The 15,667-nt window shown below is 71.6% G+C and carries 17 protein-coding genes; 5 read left to right on the forward strand and 12 right to left on the reverse strand.

What is annotated here, in order from left to right; translation table 11 throughout:
* Window positions 1-115 precede the first annotated feature (115 nt).
* A complete protein-coding gene (locus LRM40_RS01335) occupies window positions 116-1,612 on the reverse strand; it encodes a M16 family metallopeptidase (RefSeq protein WP_231067662.1) in 1,497 nt (498 codons plus the stop codon).
* Between the two features lie 20 nt (window positions 1,613-1,632).
* The gene (locus tag LRM40_RS01340) at window positions 1,633-3,006 is read right to left on the reverse strand and encodes a M16 family metallopeptidase (RefSeq protein ID WP_211373005.1); all 1,374 of its coding nucleotides are present in this window, start codon (window positions 3,004-3,006) and stop codon (window positions 1,633-1,635) included.
* A 175-nt stretch (window positions 3,007-3,181) separates the two neighbouring features.
* Here LRM40_RS01340 and LRM40_RS01345 point away from each other — a divergent pair, with 175 nt between their 5' ends.
* The 4 genes from LRM40_RS01345 to LRM40_RS01360 are packed head-to-tail and all read left to right on the forward strand — an operon-like array spanning window position 3,182 to window position 5,551.
* Window positions 3,182-3,562, forward strand: coding sequence for a VOC family protein (locus LRM40_RS01345; RefSeq protein WP_151124519.1), 381 nt, complete (start codon window positions 3,182-3,184; stop codon window positions 3,560-3,562).
* Window positions 3,563-3,576: 14 nt separating this feature from the next.
* Window positions 3,577-4,284: a helix-turn-helix transcriptional regulator gene (locus LRM40_RS01350; RefSeq protein ID WP_151124520.1), complete on the forward strand. Its 708-nt coding sequence runs from the start codon at window positions 3,577-3,579 to the stop codon at window positions 4,282-4,284.
* A gap of 25 nt (window positions 4,285-4,309) precedes the next feature.
* Window positions 4,310-5,203, forward strand: coding sequence for an EamA family transporter (locus tag LRM40_RS01355; protein WP_151124521.1), 894 nt, complete (start codon window positions 4,310-4,312; stop codon window positions 5,201-5,203).
* A 60-nt stretch (window positions 5,204-5,263) separates the two neighbouring features.
* On the forward strand, window positions 5,264-5,551 hold the full coding sequence (locus LRM40_RS01360; protein WP_151124522.1) for a hypothetical protein: 288 nt from the start codon (window positions 5,264-5,266) through the stop codon (window positions 5,549-5,551).
* 15 nt (window positions 5,552-5,566) lie between these two features.
* On the opposite strand, the gene gmd is transcribed toward LRM40_RS01360, so the two are convergent.
* The 10 genes from gmd to LRM40_RS01410 form a co-directional block, all read right to left on the reverse strand.
* Window positions 5,567-6,631, reverse strand: a complete 1,065-nt coding sequence (gmd, locus tag LRM40_RS01365) for a GDP-mannose 4,6-dehydratase (RefSeq protein ID WP_231067663.1) — start codon at window positions 6,629-6,631, stop codon at window positions 5,567-5,569.
* A 151-nt stretch (window positions 6,632-6,782) separates the two neighbouring features.
* Complete coding sequence (locus tag LRM40_RS01370) at window positions 6,783-8,204, reverse strand: ATP-binding protein (protein WP_151124523.1); 1,422 nt, start codon at window positions 8,202-8,204, stop codon at window positions 6,783-6,785.
* Window positions 8,201-8,863 carry a winged helix-turn-helix domain-containing protein gene (locus LRM40_RS01375; RefSeq protein WP_151124524.1) on the reverse strand — a complete coding sequence of 221 codons (663 nt, stop codon included), beginning with the start codon at window positions 8,861-8,863 and terminating at the stop codon, window positions 8,201-8,203. Before LRM40_RS01375 ends, LRM40_RS01370 begins: the two co-directional genes overlap by 4 nt.
* 23 nt (window positions 8,864-8,886) lie before the next feature.
* A complete protein-coding gene (locus tag LRM40_RS01380; protein ID WP_231067664.1) occupies window positions 8,887-9,633 on the reverse strand; it encodes a cytochrome b/b6 domain-containing protein in 747 nt (248 codons plus the stop codon).
* 9 nt (window positions 9,634-9,642) lie between these two features.
* The gene (locus LRM40_RS01385; protein ID WP_231067665.1) at window positions 9,643-10,128 is read right to left on the reverse strand and encodes a diheme cytochrome c; all 486 of its coding nucleotides are present in this window, start codon (window positions 10,126-10,128) and stop codon (window positions 9,643-9,645) included.
* A gap of 7 nt (window positions 10,129-10,135) precedes the next feature.
* Window positions 10,136-10,504 (reverse strand): DUF1924 domain-containing protein, encoded by a 369-nt coding sequence (locus LRM40_RS01390; RefSeq protein ID WP_231067863.1) that lies wholly within the window; start codon window positions 10,502-10,504, stop codon window positions 10,136-10,138.
* Between the two features lie 133 nt (window positions 10,505-10,637).
* On the reverse strand, window positions 10,638-11,015 hold the full coding sequence (locus LRM40_RS01395; protein ID WP_231067666.1) for a type II toxin-antitoxin system RelE family toxin: 378 nt from the start codon (window positions 11,013-11,015) through the stop codon (window positions 10,638-10,640).
* Window positions 11,002-11,253: a type II toxin-antitoxin system Phd/YefM family antitoxin gene (locus tag LRM40_RS01400; protein ID WP_151124526.1), complete on the reverse strand. Its 252-nt coding sequence runs from the start codon at window positions 11,251-11,253 to the stop codon at window positions 11,002-11,004. The genes LRM40_RS01395 and LRM40_RS01400 overlap by 14 nt, the downstream gene beginning before the upstream one ends.
* Before the next feature lie 95 nt (window positions 11,254-11,348).
* Window positions 11,349-12,440 carry a GGDEF domain-containing protein gene (locus LRM40_RS01405; RefSeq protein ID WP_170288890.1) on the reverse strand — a complete coding sequence of 364 codons (1,092 nt, stop codon included), beginning with the start codon at window positions 12,438-12,440 and terminating at the stop codon, window positions 11,349-11,351.
* Window positions 12,441-12,532: 92 nt separating this feature from the next.
* A complete protein-coding gene (locus LRM40_RS01410) occupies window positions 12,533-13,729 on the reverse strand; it encodes an amino acid aminotransferase (protein ID WP_151124528.1) in 1,197 nt (398 codons plus the stop codon).
* A 94-nt stretch (window positions 13,730-13,823) separates the two neighbouring features.
* Here LRM40_RS01410 and LRM40_RS01415 point away from each other — a divergent pair, with 94 nt between their 5' ends.
* The gene (locus LRM40_RS01415; protein WP_151124529.1) at window positions 13,824-15,656 is read left to right on the forward strand and encodes a bifunctional metallophosphatase/5'-nucleotidase; all 1,833 of its coding nucleotides are present in this window, start codon (window positions 13,824-13,826) and stop codon (window positions 15,654-15,656) included.
* Window positions 15,657-15,667: the final 11 nt, after the last annotated feature.

Below are 15,667 nucleotides of genomic sequence, written 5' to 3' on the forward strand. Positions count from 1 at the left end.
GGCCGGCAGGGTCGGGGGGGGGATTCGTTGCAAGTCAGGACGATCAAAAAAGGGGCACGCCTCCCGGCGTGCCCCTTGTCATGTCCACCCTCCGCTGGCGCGAAGCGGTTCTCGCTCAGCGCGCCTTCATCAAGGTCGGTGATTCCAGGTCCAGGTCCTTGGCGTCCAGGGTCAGGGGCTTGTCGGCCACGGGTTTGAGGCCTTCGGCGGCCTTGGCCATGTCGCCCACCACCACGGTGCGCAGGGCCATGGGGGACCACTGTTTGGCGGCGTAGTCGCGCACCTGCAGGGCGGTCACGGCCTGGATCTCGGGCACGTAGTGCTGGGCCTCGCTCAGCGGGCGGTCGCGGCCCAGCAGGTCCAGTGCCAGACCGGCCAGGCCGGCGGTGGTTTCCACCTGGCGGCCGTAGCTGCCCACCAGGGCGGCCTTGCGGGCTTCCAGCTCGTCGTCGGCCGGCAGTTCCTGACCCATGCGGACGATCTCGTCGCGCATCAGCTGCACCACCTGGCCGGCCGTGGCGTTGTTGGTCTGGGTGCGGGCGCTCAGCACGCCGCCCACAGGCTGGAAGTCCAGGCCGGCACCGGCGCCGTAGCTCAGGCCGCGCTTGATGCGCACCTCCTGGTTCAGTCGGGCGGAATAGCCGCCGCCCAGCACCGCGCCGGCCACACGGGCCACCATGCGCTCGGGGCTGTCGTAGGGCACGGTCGGGGCCATCACCACCACGCCGCTCTGGCCGGCACCGGGCAGGTTGACCAGCACGGTGGACGGGGTCTGGGCCTCGGCCGCCTCGGCGCGGGGCTTGGGCAGGGCCATGCGGTTGCCCTTCCAACTGCCCAGCAGCTGGGTGGCCAGGGTCTTGGCCTGTTCCAGCGTGACGTCACCGGTCACCACCAGGGTGGCCAGTTCGGGGCGCAGTTGCAGGCGGGCGAAGTCCTGCACGTCCTTGCGGCTGATGCGCGCCAGGCTGGCCGGCGTCATGGAGCCGCCGAACACGCTCGCGCCCCACCAGGCCCGGCGCGCGGTCAGGCCGGCCAGGGCCATGGGGTCGGACAGGCTGAGCTTGAGGCCGTCGGCCGCCTGCTGCTTCAGGCGGTCCAGTTCGCTGGCCGCCAGGGTCGGGTGCAGGGTGCTGTCCACGATCAGCCGCGCGGCCTCGGCCAGCTTGGGCGTGGCCACGGTCATGGTCAGCGCGCTGCCGCGCCAGTCGGTGCTGGAGGACAGCGAACTGCCCAGCGCCTCGGCCTGCTGGGCCAGCTGGCTGGCGCTCAGGCGCTTGCCGGCTACCGTGGCACCCTGGGTGCGCAGGTCGTTGGTCAGGCCAGCCAGGCCGGCGCGGCCGTCCGGGTCTGCGGCCGAGCCCAGGTGCAGGTACAGCGCCACCGACACCAGCGGCAGCGCATGGCGCTCGGCCACCACCACCCGCACGCCGTTGGGCAGGGTGGCTTCGGCAAAGCTGGGCACCTCCAGCGGGCGCGGGGTGCCGGGCACCGGCGGCTCGTCCACGCCGGGCGTGCCGGCCAGGGCCGGCGCGGCCACCAGGGCCGAGGTGAGGGCGGCCAGGGCCGCCGTTGCCAGCGCACGGCGGCGCAGGGGGAACAGGGTACGCATCATGGTTGTCGAGGCTGGCCGGTTCATCCCTGGCCCCCCTCGGTGTCCTGGGTGTAGGTGAGGGTGACGGCCGGGCGGCCGATCACGTACTGGCGCAGCACGCGCTGCACATCGTCGGCCGTCACGGCCTGCAGGCGCTGCAGCTCGCGGTCCACCGCCGTCGGGTCGTTGTACTGGATCATGGCCCAGCCCAGGGCCTGGCCGCGGCCCAGCGCCGTTTGGCGCTCGTTCAGGGCCGAGGTCAGCAGCTGGGTCTTGATCTTGTCCAGTTCGGCCGCGGGGATGGGGCCGCGGGCCAGCGCCTCGATCTCGTGCATCAGCGGGGCCACCAGGGTCTGCGGCTGGCGCTTGCCCGAGGCAATGGCATAGGCCGTCAGCAGGCCGGCATCGGTGTGCAGGTCGGCCTGGAAGCCTGCCGACTGCGCCACCCGCTGGCGGTACACCAGGGCCTGGTTCAGTCGGGAGGAATCGCCCGCGCTCAGCAGCGCCTGGGCCACCTGCAGGGCCGGGTTGTCATCGGACGTGACCTTGGGCCCCTGCCAGATCAGCATGACCGCCGGCAGCGGCACGTTGGGCGCGGTCAGCGCCACCTGGGCGGGCTTCTCGCGCACCGGCTCCGCCAGGTTCACGCGGGGGATGGGCGTGTCCGGGTGGGTCAGCGGGCCGAAGTACTTGTCCACCCAGCGGTCCAGGTCGGCCGGGTCGAAATCGCCGGTGACGATCAGCACCGCGTTGTCGGGCCGGTAGTAGGTGGCATGGAAGGCCCGCACATCGTCCAGCGACGCGGCCTCCAAGTCCTCGATGCTGCCGATCACCGGGCGCTTGTAGGGGTGCTCCAGGTAGCCGTTGGGCGCCATGGCCTCGAACAGCCGGCCGTAGGGGTTGGCCAGCACGCGCTGGCGGTACTCCTCCTCCACCACCTTGCGCTCGCTGTGGAAGTTGGCCTCGTCCACGTTCAGGGTGGACATGCGCTCGGCCTCGGCCCAGAGCAGGCGCTCGAGGTGATGCGAAGGCACCACCTCGAAGTAAGCCGTCGTGTCCTCGGCGGTGAAGGCGTTGTTCTCGCCGCCCACGTCCTCGGTCAGGCGGTCGAACTGCTCGGCCTTCAGGTGGGCCGTGCTCTTGAACATCAGGTGCTCGAAGAGATGGGCAAAGCCCGAGCGACCTTTCGGGTCGTCCTTGCCGCCCACGCGGTACCAGACCTGCACGCTCACGCTGCCCCCGCCGCCACCGGGCTGGGCCAGCACCTGCAGGCCGTTGGCCAGGGTGCGGCGCTGCAGGGTCATCGGGGCCACCGTCAGGGTGGACGCGGCCAGAGCCCAGCCGGGCAGGCCGGCGCTGGCGGCCAGCGCGCCACCCAGCCGCAGCCAGTCGCGCCGACGCATCGAAGAAGTCATCAAAAACAGCTCCTGAAAAAGAGGCGGACAAGGATACAAAGCCCGTGAGGGTGGTGCCCCCCACGAATGGGGGGTGAGCCTCTGCTGACAGCACGCTGGCAGCAGCCCCTGTCCACCATGGCGTCCTGTTCCATCCACCCGCCGGCAAGTACCGGTTCCAAAGGAGTCTCACGCTATGTCTTCAGTTCCCCAATCCGCCCTGCACTGGTTCGAAATTCCGGTGACCGACATCGACCGCGCCCAGCGCTTCTACGAAACCCTGCTGGCCGCCCCCCTGCGGCGCGAGGCCATGGGCCCCCAGACGCTGGCCGTGCTGCCCTATGCCGAGCCCGGCGTGGGCGGTGCCCTGCTGGCCGGCCTCGCGGCCCAGCCCGGCGCCCAGGGCGTGGTGGTGTACCTGGATGGGGGCGCCCGGCTGGAAGAAGGCCTGGCGCGCCTGGCCCAGGCGGGTGGGCAGATCCTCACCCCGCGGGTGGACCTGCCCGATGGCATGGGCAGCTTCGTCCACTTCCAGGACAGCGAAGGCAACCGCGTGGGCCTGCACGCTGCCGGCTGAGCCATCATCGGCCCATGCGCCGCGCCGACCGCCTCTTTCGCCTGACCCAGCTGATCCGGGGCCGTCGCCGCTCCACCGCCGCCTGGCTGTCGGAACGGCTGGAGGTCTCGCTGCGCACCGTCTACCGCGACGTGGCCGATCTGCAGGCCCAGGGCGTGCCCATCGAGGGCGAGGCCGGCGTGGGTTACCGCATGGGCGCCGGCTTCGACCTGCCGCCGCTCATGTTCAGCGCCGAAGAGGCCTGCGCCCTGGTGGCCGCCCTGAGGCTGGCCCAGCCCCAGATGGACCCGGCCCTGGCCGCCCAGGGCGAGCTGGCGCTGGGCCGCATCCTCTCGGTGCTGCCGCCCAGCGTGCGGGCCCAGGCCGAGGGGCTGGCACTGTGGGTGCCGGCCAACGGCCCGGACGCCGCCATCCTGCAGCGCCTGGGCCTGCTGCGCCAGGCCATCGCCGGGCGCCAGCGGGTGCAGTTCTGCTACCGCGACGCCGGTGCCCAAGGCAGCCAGCGCACCGTGCGTCCCCTGGGCTGCTTCTTCTGGGGCCAGGTCTGGACCCTGGGCGCCTGGTGCGAGCTGCGGCAGGACTTCCGCAGCTTCCGCCTGGACCGCATCGACGCCCTCGCCACCCAGGACAGCCGCTTTCGGCACGAGCCCGGCCGCGGCCTGGCCGACTACCTGCGCCACGCCGGCGCGCCCGCGCATGCCCTGACCGGCGGTGGTGGCTGAGGCGCGCGCCTACACTGGCGCGCCTATGCCCTTGCGTCACCTGCTGCTCGCCCTGGCCGTCGTCGCCGTCTGGGGCACCAATTTCGTCGTCATCCGCTGGGGCCTGGCCGAGCTGCCGCCCTTCGCTTTCGCGGCGCTGCGTTTCGCGCTGTCCTCGCTGCCTCTGCTGCCCTTCATCGCCCGGCCGGCCACCGGCTGGCGCACGCTGGCCAGCTTCGGCGTGCTGCTGGGCGTGGGCCAGTTCGGTCTGCTCTTCCTGGCCATGCACTCGGACATCTCGCCCGGCCTGGCCTCGCTGGTCATCCAGACCCAGGTCTTCTTCACCATCGGTCTGGCCATGCTGCTGCGCAGCGAAGGCCTGCGTCCGCTGCAGATCCTGGGCTTTGCCCTGGCGCTGGCCGGCATGGGGCTGATCGGCCTGCACGTCACCGGTGCGGCCGGCACCGCCGGGGTCAGCGCGATGGGTCTGATGCTGGTGCTGGGCGCGGCCTTCAGCTGGGCGGTGGCCAATCTGGTGGCCCGTTCGGCCGGCAAGGTCGATCCGCTGGGCTTCATGGTCTGGTCCAGCCTGGCGGCCGTGCCCCCGCTGGTCGCCATCAGTCTGCTGGCCGAAGGCGGCCCCGTCCACCTGGCCCATGTGGTGGGCGCAGCCAGCCTGGCCGCCTGGGGCGCCGTGCTGTGGCAGGCGGTGGGCAACACCCTGTTCGGCTACGGCGCCTGGAACTGGCTGCTGGCGCGCCACCCGGCCGCCACCGTGGCGCCCACGGCGCTGCTGGTGCCGGTGTTCGGCATGCTGTCGTCCAGCGCCGTGCTGGGTGAGCCCCTGCCCCCCTGGAAGTTGGGGGCTGCCGCGCTGGTGCTGGGCGGGCTGGCATTGAACCTGCTGGCGACGCGCCTGAAGGCCCCCGCCCGCGCCTGAGCGCCTGCGGGGTGCCCTGTTCTGGTGAGTTCTGCCGAGATGGGCCACAAGGAGACAAACATGATGCTGCACGACCGCACCCCCACCGTCAGCCGCCTGCGCACCACGCTGGACCAATGGTCCACCGGCGTGTTGCCCGCCGATGTGGTGTGTGCCCGCTTCCGTCTGGCCGCGCTGGAGTGGAACGGCCTGCCCGAGCGCTATGAAAGCGTGCTGGAGCGCCTGCTGCAGCCGCTGGACACCGCCGCCATGCTGGGCGACGAGGGCTGCGGCTTCAGCCGCGCCGACCTGGCCCAGGCCCTGCAGCAGTGGCTGGACCACGCCAGCCAGCTGCCTGCACGCCACTGACGCCGGCCCCGGTCCTCAGGACAGGCTCAGCCGCAACCGCTCGGCCCAGCAGCGGGTCAGCGGCGTGGCGGGCTTGGCCATCAGCCGCTCGTTGAGCAGCGCCCGGCCCACCGGCGCATGCGGCGCCTGCGCGGCCGCGGCCATCAGCGTCTGGTCCACCAGGTCGCGCTGCACATGGCTGCCACCCAGGCGGCGCACCATCGGCCGCACCGCCTGCAGCGTGGCCACCGCCTGCTCGCCCTCGCCCTCGAACGCCAGGGTGATGCCCAGTTCCCTGGCCGCAAAGTCCACGAACTGGCGCACGCTGTACTGCACGCCGGTGGCGATGACGTAGTCCTCGGCTTCCTGTTGCTGCAGCATCAGCCACTGCATCTCGATGTAGTCGCGGGCGTGGCCCCAGTCGCGCAGGGCGCTCAGGTTGCCCAGGTACAGGCACTCCTGCAGGCCCAGGGCAATGCGGCTGATGGCCCGGGTGATCTTGCGGGTCACGAAGGTCTCACCGCGCAGCGGGCTTTCGTGGTTGAACAGCACGCCGTTGCAGGCGTAGATGCCGTAGGCCTCGCGGTAGTTGACCGTGATCCAGTAGGCGTAGAGCTTGGCCACCGCGTAGGGGCTGCGCGGGTAGAAGGGGGTGGTCTCCTTCTGGGGCGTCTCCCGCACCAGGCCGTAGAGCTCACTGGTGCTGGCCTGGTAGAAGCGCGTCTTCTTCGTCAGCCCCAGGATGCGGATGGCCTCCAGGATGCGCAGCGCGCCGATGCCGTCGGCATTGGCGGTGTATTCGGGCTCTTCGAACGAGACGGCCACATGGCTTTGCGCGGCCAGGTTGTAGATCTCGTCGGGCTGCACCTTCTGAATGATCCGCACCAGGCTGGTGGAGTCGGTCAGGTCGCCGTAGTGCAGGATGAAGTTGCGGTTGTCGACGTGCGGATCCTGGTAGAGGTGATCGATCCGATCGGTGTTGAACAGGCTGCTGCGGCGTTTGATGCCGTGGACCTCGTAGCCCTTCCTCAGCAGGAACTCCGCCAGATAGGCCCCGTCCTGACCCGTCACGCCGGTGATGAGGGCCACTTTGCTGGTCATGGGTCGGTCCTTTCGTCGTGCTGGCCGGAGGGAGGGGAACGTCTCCCAGAATAGCCTGCTTCCGACAGCTTTCAGCAAGACTTCGACGGAAGGTGACCGCATCTGCGGTGTCCGGCCCCTGACCATGCATCCCGGCGAGGCCGGGCCATGGTCAGGCTGGCCAGCGCACCCGCACCCCCAGCCCGCCCAGTTCGGCCGAGCGGTTCACCTGCACCTGGGCGCCCTGGGCGGCGGCAATGCGTCGCACGATGGACCAGCCCAGGCCGCTGCCGCTGCGGCCGGTGCCCAGCTTGCGGAAGAAGCGCTCGCCCAGGCGGGCGAGTTCGGCGTCTTCCAGGCCGGGGCCGCTGTCGTCCACGGCCAGCAGGGTGCCTTGGGCGTCCTGGCTCAGGCGTACCTGCACCTGGGCGCCTTCGGGGCTGTAGCGCAGGGCGTTGTCCACCAGGTTGCGCAGCAGCACCCGCAGCAGGGTGTCGTGGCCGGGCTGGGGCAGGGCCAGCAGCAGCTGGGCCGGGGCGTCCAGCGACAGGGTCTGCCGTCGGGCCACGGCCTCGGGGGCCAGCTCGCCCACCACGGCGCGGGCCAGGGCGGCCAGGTCCACCGGCGGGGTGCCGGGGGTGGGGGCGGCGGTGTCGGCGGCTTCCAGCCGTGACAGGGTAAGCAGCTGCTGCACCAGGTGGCTGGCGCGGTCGCAGCCGTGCAGGGTGGCTTGCAGGGCGTGGCGGCGTTCGGCGTCTTCGCTGGCGGCCAGCGCCACCTGGGCCTGGGCCCGGATGGCGGCGATGGGCGTGCGCAACTCGTGCGCAGCGTCGGCGGTGAAGCGGCGCTCGCTGTCCAGCAGGGCGCCGATGCGGGCCAGCAGGTCGTTGAGGTTCTGCAGCACCGGCAGCAGCTCGGCCGGCGGCGTGGCGCCGGGCAGTGCCACCGGCGACAGATCGCCCGGCTGGCGGCGGGCCAGTGTGCGGCCCAGTTGGCCCAGCGGGCGCAGGCCGCGGTACACCGCCCACCACACGGCCAGGGCGATGAGGGGCAGGGCCAGGGCCAGCGGGCTCATCAGGCCGACCAGCATGCCCTGCAGGATGTCCGCGCGCGCGCTCACGCGCTCGGCCACATAGACCTGCACGCCGCGGCCGCGACCCTGGGTGGCGAACAGGCGCCAGGGCTCGCCGTCCAGCGAGCGGGTCTCGAAGCCGTGGCTCAGGTGGGTCAGCGGGGTCAGCGGGGCGGTGGGCGAGCGCATGCGCAGCTGCCCGTTCTGCCAGACCTGGAAGGCCACGCGCTGGGCGTGGCGGTGCAGCGAGGGGGTGTCCAGACGTTCGTCGTCGCTGTCGTTGTCGTCGTCGCGGGCGTCGGCCTCGGCCGCGTCCAGGTCGTGTACGTCCACCTCGCCGTGGCCGGCCTGGCTCACCAGCAGCCCGGCCACCTGGGCCAGGTGGGCGTCCAGCAGCTCTTCGAGCTCATGGTGGGTTTCGCGGTAGGTCACCCAGGCGGTCAGCAGCCACAGCAGGGCCACCGCGCTGGTGACGCTGAGGATCAGCCGGCGCTGCAGCGAGACCGGACGGCGCGCGCTCATGCGTCGCGCGGCAGCATGTAGCCCACGCCCCGCACGGTGACGATGAGCTCGGGCCGCAGCTTGCGCCGCAGGTGGTGCACATAGACTTCCACCGCGTTGCTCTCCACCTCCTGGCCCCAGCTGTAGAGGTGCTGCTCCAGCTGCTCGCGGCTGAGCACCCGCCCGGCGTTGAGCATCAGGGCCTGCAGCAGGTCGAACTCGCGGGCCGACAGGGTGACGGGCTCGCCCGCCAGGGTGACGCTGCGGCCGGCCGGGTCCAGGGCCACGTCGCCGGCGACGAGCTTTTCCTGCGGCTGGCCGTGGGCGCGGCGCACCAGCGCGCGCAGGCGGGCGCCCAACTCCTGCAGGTCCACCGGCTTGACCACGTAGTCGTCGGCCCAGGCGTCCAGGCCGCGGATGCGGTCGGTCACGGCATCGCGGGCGGTCAGCACCAGCACCGGCGTGGCGGTGCCGGCCCGGCGCACCTGGGCCAGCACGTCCATGCCATCGCACAGGGGCAGGCCCAGGTCCAGCACGGCGGCGCTGTACACGCCGCTGCGCAGCTCGCGCTCGGCGGCCTGGCCGTCGCGCACCCAGTCCACCAGAAAGCCCTGCTGGCGCAGACCGGCGCGCAGCCCGTCGCCCAGCAGGGGGTCGTCTTCAGCCAGCAGGATGCGCATGGGGGCAGCTCAGTCGTCGTCGCTCAGTCGTCATCATCTTGGTCGTGGTCACCGCCCATCAGGGCGGCGTCCTGGCCGGTGGCCACCGGCGCACTGTGCCATTGCCAGGCCCAGAAGCCCAGGGCGCAGATCAAGACCAGGGCGCCCAGCCAGCCGTGCTGGCGGCGGATGCCTTCGCCCGGCAGGCCGCGCTTGAGGCCGGTGAGCATGGCGCGGGGCAGGTTCTCGCGGTGGCGCAGGCTGCCCACGGCCACGCCCACCAGGTGCACCACCACCAGGGCCATCAGGGCGTTGGCGGCCAGTTCGTGGCCCTCGTCCAGCCAGCCGGGCAGGCGCTCGGTTTCGGTGGCCCAGCCCAGGCCCACCGTCAGGGCGATGAGCCCCAGCAGCGCGACGATGGCCAGCGCGCCGGCCGGGTTGTGGCCGGTGTAGTGCAGCGGCCGCTCGCCCAGCAGCGAGGTGACATAGCGCCAGGCCGCGGCCGGGCTGCGCACGAAGTTGGCGAAGCGGGCGTGGCCGGTGTCCAGCAGACCCCACAGCACGCGGAAGGCCACCAGGCCGCCCAGGGTGTAGCCCAGGGTGATGTGCACCAGGTGCAGGCGCTCGCTTTCTGCGGTGAGCCAGGCCCCGGCGAAGCAGGCCACAGCCAGCCAGTGGAACACGCGCACCGGCCAGTCCCACACCTTCACGGGGGCCAGGGCGGTGTCGGAGTGGGGGGCGCCGTCGCCGGCGTGGTCGGCGCCGGTGGCGCCGGGATTCATCGTGGTCATGCTCGGTCCTCAGCGCGGGATGCGCACGTCGTGTTCGCTGAAGCGGCCCTGCGGCGCGCCGGTGTGGCAGGCCGCGCAGTTGGAGGGCTTGCCGATGGCCGCGCGCTGCCAAGTGGTCGAGCTGATCTCGTGGTGGTGCTCGCGCACGAACCACTGGGTGCGGGTGATGCGGTCTTCGGGTGGGGTGTCCTGGGCGCGGCGACCGCTGGCGGCGTTGGCCTGCAGCCACTGGCTGATCTGCCGGGTGGTGGCCGGGTCCAGCGAGGCGTCGGTGCCGAAGTGCTGGGGCAGGTTCTGCATCAGCCGCGCCCAGGAGGCCGCGGGCAGGCCACCGGCCGGAAAGGCCACGTGGCAGGCGCTGCATTCGGCCTGGTACTGGGGCAGGGTGGGCACGCGGGCGCCGCGGCTGCGTTCGCCGCGCTCCTCTTCCTCGGCGTGCAGCGGGCTGGCCAGCAGGGTCATGGCGGCCATCAGGGACAGGATGGGGGTCTTCATCGCGGCCTCACTTCAGCGTCATGAGCCAGGCCAGCACGTCGGCCTTCTCGTTGGCCTGGCACTCGCGGCCCACCACGTCCTTGCAGTTGCGGCGGAACCATTTCTCCGTCTTGGCCAGGTCGGTGAAGCGCTGGGCGTTCACCGCCGGCGCCATGGGGGCGATGGTCTTGCCGGTGACCGCGTGCTTGCCGGCCTGGGTGGGCTGGGTGGTGTGGCAGCTGGCGCAGGACCATTCCTGGCCATGGCGCTGGGTGAAGAAGGCCTGGCCGCGGGCGGGCTCGCCGCGCACGCCGGCCTCGGCGCTGTAGCCGGCCAGCAGCTCAGCCGGGGAGGCGGCCAGCGCAGCGGCGCTCAGGCCGCCCAGCAGCGCGGCCATCACGGCGGCCGCACCATGTCGTCGGATCAGGGAAACCATGTCGGACCTCGGGATGAACAATGGTCCGCATGGTCGCCAGGGGGGATGAAGCACGCCTTAACAAGATCGGCGGGCCGACCGAGAAGGACGGGGCCTACTTCTTGAGTTTGTCGCGCAAAGCCTGCGAGAGCGCAGCCGCTGCCGCGGAGAGGCGTGCGATGGACGATTGGTAGACGATGCCATCCTCGCGCCTGTCGACAGCCACCACCGTGACGATGAGGTGGTCATCCTCGACGGCATAGACCAGCCGTGCACCTTGCTGGCGGAGTTTGATCTTGTAGCAACCCGTCAGGGGCCCGTGCAATTCACCACCCGGGACATGGGGGTTGTCCAAGCGCTTTTCGAGGAGCTTCTTGAGCGGGGCCTTCACCGAACCGTCGAGCTTGTGCCACTCCTCCAGCGCCTCAGGCATGAAGCGAAGCTTGTATTTGTACTTGCGCTTCGTCGTCTTGACGCCCTCAGAGGTCGTCAATGTCCACCTCGATGGCGCGAGACTTGTCGACCAGGCGACTGGCTGCCTTGCGGTAGAGCTCCTGGTCGGCAAGCTCTTCCATCATCGCTTCGAACAGACGCGGTTCGACCATGTAGAAAGCGGCACGGTTGTGATTGAGAACGGCCACGGGACGGTGATTGGCTTCTCTGAGCACGGCAGCCGGGTTCTTCTTGAACTCGGACATGCTCACGGCAACGTCGGCAAGAATGGATTCCATATTTGGCTCCGAATTTGGAGCCAAATATAGCGACGAGCTTCGCGTGGGTCAAGGCGCTCCTGCGCCTCCCGGGGAGGCGTGGGTGCTTGGGTGTCTTACCCCGGCGCGGCAGTCGACGAGGTCAGCACGCAGCGGTTCTTGCCCTGGCGCTTGGCGCAGTAGAGCGCCTCGTCGGCCGCGCGGAAGGTGACGCTGACCGGGTCCTCCGCCCGGAAGGGGGCGATGCCCACGCTGACGGTGGTGGGCAGGCCGGCCGCGTTCAACTGGGCCACCGCTTCGCACAGGCGGCGGCCGAAGGTTTCGGGGTCGACCCCGGCGGCGTGCAGCACGCCGAACTCCTCGCCGCCCAGCCGGCCGCACACCTGGGGCGCGGCACAGCGTTCGATGGCCTGGGCCACGGCGGCCAGCACCTGGTCGCCGATGTCGTGGCCGTGGCGGTCGTTGATCTGCTTGAAGTCGTCCACGTCGATCAGCACCAGGTGGCCCGGATCACGGTCCAGGCCGATGGTCTGGCGCAGGTGCTCGTCCACCGCCAGCATGAAGCTGCGGCGGTTGTGGACGCCCGTCAGCCCGTCGCGGAAGGCCAGGCGCGCCAGCTCGCGCTGGCTCAGGAAGATGCGCTGGCGCTCATGGCGGAACAGCAGGTTGAGCGTGACGCCCAGCGCCATCACCGAGAGCAGGAAGAGCAGCACCCAGTCGGCGTCGTCGGTCTGCAGCAGGGCCTCGAGCTGGCCCAGCAGCAGGATGCTCCAGACCGCGACCGCGCTGACGCCGTAGGAGATCCACCCGGTGAAGATGGGCGACATGCCCACCGTGACCGCCGCCCCCAGCGGCAAGACCCAGAACACGGGCACGCTGGTGACCAGGATGTCGGCCTTGAGACCCAGGGTCAGGAACACGATGTAGAGACAGCGTGCGATGCCGTTGGCCACCGGTCCGCGCGCAGACCAGGTCAGCGCCATCGCGGCCAGCATGCCCAGGCCGGCGATTCCCGCGGCAACCAGGTCCAGCGCGGGCGGGTGCCTCAGCAACACCGAAGCCAGCCACACCGTCCAGCCGAAGCCCTGGATGGCGGTGGCCAGGGAGCGGGTGTCCCGCACGGTCACCTGGCGGAAGAGCTGTTGCTCCGCCGGGTCCCGGAAGTCGTCCTGACGGTCCAGGTGTTCGATCCGCCGCGAGAAATGCATGGTCCCCCCGGAGACCATTCTGGCAGAGCTGTTACTGCGCGTGACTGACACGGCCCCCCGGGACTGTCCCGGGGGGAGGGGACGTCAGTTCGTCAGCCGGCCAGCACGGCGGCCATGGCCTCGGCGGTGCGCTCCACGTTGGCGCTGTTCAGCCCGGCCACGCACATGCGGCCCGAGCGCACCAGGTACACGCCGAACTCCTCGCGCAGGCGGTCCACCTGGGCGGGCGAGAGGCCGGTGTAGCTGAACATGCCGCGCTGGGTGATGAAGTAGTCGAAATTGCGGCCCGGCACCTTGGCGCTGATGATGGCGTGCAGCTTGGCGCGCATGGCCTGGATGCGCTCGCGCATGGCGTCGAGCTCCTTGACCCACAGGGCGTGCAGCTCGGGCGTGCCCAGCACGGTGGCCACCAGCTGGCCGGCGTGCAGCGGCGGGCTGGAGTAGTTGCGGCGCACGGTGGCCTTGAGCTGGCCCAGCACCACGTCGGCCTGCTTGGCATCGGGGCAGACCACGCTGAGCGCGCCGCAGCGCTCGCCGTAGACGCTCAGGCTCTTGGAGAAGCTGTTGGCCACGAAGAAGGACAGGCCGGCCGCGGCCAGGGCGCGCACGGCATAGGCGTCGGCGTCCACGCTGTCGCCAAAGCCCTGGTAGGCCAGGTCCAGGAAGGCCAGCAGCTGGCGCTCGCGCAGCACCGGGATCAGCGCGTCCCACTGGGCGGGGCCGAGGTCCACGCCGGTGGGGTTGTGGCAGCAGGCGTGCAGCAGCACCACGCTCTGGGCCGGCAGCTGGCGCAGGGCGTGCAGCATGTCGTCAAAGCGCAGGCCGCCGGTGGCGGCGTCGTAGTAGGGGTAGGTGTTGACGGTGACGCCCGCGCCCTCGAAGACGGCGCGGTGGTTGTCCCAGGTCGGGTCGCTGACCCAGATCTGGCTCTGCGGGAACCAGCGGTGCAGAAAGTCGGCACCCACCTTCAGGCCGCCGCTGGAGCCCACGGCCTGGATGGTGGCGATGCGGCCGTCGGTCAGCACCGGGTGGCCGGCGCCGAAGAGCAGCTTCTGCACCTCGGTGCGGAAGGCGGGCAGGCCTTCCATCGGCAGGTAGGGCTTGGGGCCGGTCTGGGTGGCGATGCGGGCTTCGGCCTCGCGCACCGCGGCCATCACCGGGATCTGCCCGGCATCGTCGAAGTAGATGCCGATGGACAGGTTGATCTTGTTCGGACGCGGGTCCTTCTGGAAGTTCTCGTTGAGCGTGAGGATGGGGTCGCCGCCGTAGGGCTCGATGTGCTGGAACATGGACGCTCTGCTCTGCTGGAGAAAGGATCGGAAGGACCGAGGATTGTCCACCAAAGGCTCGGCGGCATGGGCGCCCTGGCATGATGGCCGGGCCATGTCGATCCCACCCCCCTTGCGCGGGATGCGGGCCTGGGCCGGCGCTGTCTTGCTGCTGGGGGCCCTGTCCGCCTGCGCGACCGCACCAGAACCCGCCACTCCCACCACCGCCGCCTCGACTTCTTCGCCCGCGGGGCCGGCCCTGCCCCTGCGCCTGATCGCCTTCAACGATTTCCACGGCCACCTGGAGGCCGCCGGCCAGAGCCTGTCCTGGCCGGACCCGGCCCAGGCCGGCCGCCCGGTCAGCGTGCCGGTGGGCGGCGCGGCGGCCCTGGGCGGGCTGGTGCAGCGCCTGCGCGCTGGCGCGCCCGACAGCCTGCTGATTTCCAGCGGCGACCTGGTGGGCGCGGCGCCGCTTGTGTCCACCCTGTTCCGCCACGAAAGCACGGTGGCCGTGGCCAACCGCCTGGGGGTGGATGTGGGTGCGGTGGGCAACCACGAGTTCGACGCCGGCCTGACCGAGCTGCAGCGCCTGATGCACGGCGGCTGCCGGGCCGATGCGGCCGACGAGGCGGTGCGCTCTTGCGCCGACGGCCAGCCCTTCACCGGCATGCGCTTTCCGCTGCTGGGGGCCAATGTGGTGGACGCGGGCGGGCGGCCGGTGCTGGCACCCTCGGCGGTCTTCCAGATCCACGGGGTGCCGGTGGGGGTGATCGGCGCGGTCACGCGCAGCACGCCGGGCATCGTCGTGCCCTCGGGCATTCGGGGCCTGCGCTTCACCGACGAGGCCGAGGCCATCAACACGGCGGCCCGCGCCCTGCAGGCCCAGGGAGTGCACACGCTGGTGGCGGTGGTGCACGAGGGCGGCGAGCTGGGCAGCTCCGGCCAGCGGGCCGACTGGAACGACGCCAGCTGCCCCGGCGCGCATGGGCCGATCTTCGACATCGCCCAGCGCCTGCTGCCGCAGATCCAGGTGGTGTTCTCGGCCCACACCCACCAGGGCTACCGCTGCGAGCGCGACGGCCGGGTGATCATCCAGGCCACCTCCTATGGCCGGGGCGTGTCGGTGGTGGACCTGGTGCTGGACGCGAAGACCGGCGCGCCGCTGCCGGCCCGCACCCGCAGCATCAACCTGCCGGTGCTCAACAGCCTGACCCCGGCGGCGCTGCGCACGCGCATCGTGCAGGCCACGCCCGCGCCCTGGGGCGAGGCCCTGGCCCAGGCGGGCGAGGACCCGGCCCTGGCGGCCCTGGTGGCGCAGGACGTGGCGGCGGTGCGGCCGATTGCCGAGCGGCCGGTGGGCCGGCTGCTGGGTGCCTTCACCCGCGGCGGCCCGCATGGCGAGAGCACCGTGGGCCACCTGGTGGCCGACGCCCAGTGGGCGGCCACCCGCGCGCCGGCCCAGGGCGGCGCCGAGCTGGCGCTGACCAACCCCGGCGGCCTGCGCGGCGACCTGCTCTGCGACGGCCAGCAGCCGCCCTGCGCGGTGGGCTATGGCGCGCTGTTCACCGTGCAGCCCTTCGGCAACGACGTGGTGGTGCTGACGCTGACCGGCGCCCAGCTGCGCGCCCTGCTGGAGCAGCAGGCCCGCCCTGACGGTACGGCCAAGCTGCTGCAGCCCTCGGCCAGCCTGCGCTACACCTGGACGGCCGGCGCCCCGGCGGGCCAGCATGTGAGCGACCTGACGGTGGGCGGCCAGCCGGTGCAGCCCGGACGCGACTACCGCGTGGCGGTCAACAGCTTCCTGGCCGACGGGGGCGACGGCTTCACCCTGCTGCGCCAGGGCCGCGACCGCCACACCGGCCCCAACGACGCCGACGCGCTGGTGGCCTTTGTGCAGCAGGCTGCGCCTGCGCCCGACCCGGCGCCGCGGGTGACCTGGCGGCCTTGAGGCGCCAGCGG

It is taken from the genome of Ideonella dechloratans, from assembly GCF_021049305.1.
Taxonomy (GTDB): Bacteria; Pseudomonadota; Gammaproteobacteria; order Burkholderiales; family Burkholderiaceae_C; genus Ideonella; species Ideonella dechloratans.